Source organism: Rhizobium redzepovicii (assembly GCF_019793435.1).
Taxonomy (GTDB): Bacteria; Pseudomonadota; Alphaproteobacteria; order Rhizobiales; family Rhizobiaceae; genus Rhizobium; species Rhizobium redzepovicii.
Genome location: NZ_JAILYH010000055.1, coordinates 1 through 1,049, shown reverse-complemented (window position 1 = coordinate 1,049; position 1,049 = coordinate 1). Strand labels below are relative to the sequence as shown.

Genomic DNA, 1,049 nt, shown 5'->3' with positions numbered 1-1,049 from the left:
TTGATCTGAACTCGGCACGTGAATCCGAACGGCCGTCCAGACCGGCCGGTTCCCGGCCACTTGCCTGCTCAGGGGACAACCCCGACGCTGCGTTCGCCTCAACGACTTGCTGGTACTGCCGAAGCCGATTGAAAGACATATTGAGTTTTTTTCCCATGTCTTCGGTGAAGTCTTGGTAATCTTTTTTCAACGACTGTCGCTGCTGATCAGTACCGGTGAGTCGGCTGACTATGCTCTCCCTGCCCTCCCTTTGGAGCCAATCGCTAAACTTTCGTTGATTGCTGGCCATATTCCAGACAACATTCCTCTTGGAAGTCGAGTTCGATCCGAGCTTGCTCAGCGCTTCCTTGGCTAGGTCATCAATGATGCGGGCGTCGTCGGGATAAGGATGATGCTGTTTCAACTGCGACTCGGCGCCTAGATACTGCCGCAGCCGATCGAAACTCACGACCACTTTTTTTCCTTCCTCCTTGGTAAAGGCCCTAAAATCCTCCTTCAACGACTGTTGCTGCTCATCACTGCCGGTGAGCCGGCTGACTATGCTCTCCCTGCCCTCCCTTTTGAGCCAAGCGCTAAACTTTCGTTGGTGACTGGTATTATTCCGGGAAGTCGAGACCGGTCCGAACTTACTCAGCTCTTCCTTGGCCAAGCTATCAATGACGCGGGCGTCGTCGGGATAAGGATCATGTATCTGGCGTCCCATCAGGCGCGGCCCAGGTCCAACGGCTTGGAGTTCTTGCCCCTCAGGTCCGAGCCTCCTGAAATGAGACAGTGCTGACTTAAGACGGTTCCGACCATCCCCACCGCTTGCCAAATAATCCGCGATATCAACGGCTAGTGAATCTGGATCGTTTAAAAGCCGAGAAGCCATCGAATCTCTGTTCTCTGCTCGGAGCCAACGAGCGAACCCCCTAAGAACCCATAAATTGTTCTCGACGGTAGCCTCGGGAACCCTTCCGTCCCCTCGGCCGACGCTACCGTCGGGTAGAATTTCGTAGTTTCGGACTGCTTCCGCGAACTGGTTGATACGGGTCTCGTCATCAGGATGC

The 1,049-nt window shown here is 54.5% G+C and carries 1 pseudogene; it reads right to left on the bottom strand.

Features of this window, described 5'->3' with window-relative positions:
• Window positions 1-871, bottom strand: a pseudogene (locus K6N12_RS33520) (Ulp1 family isopeptidase); the annotation flags it as partial.
• Window positions 872-1,049 lie beyond the last annotated feature (178 nt).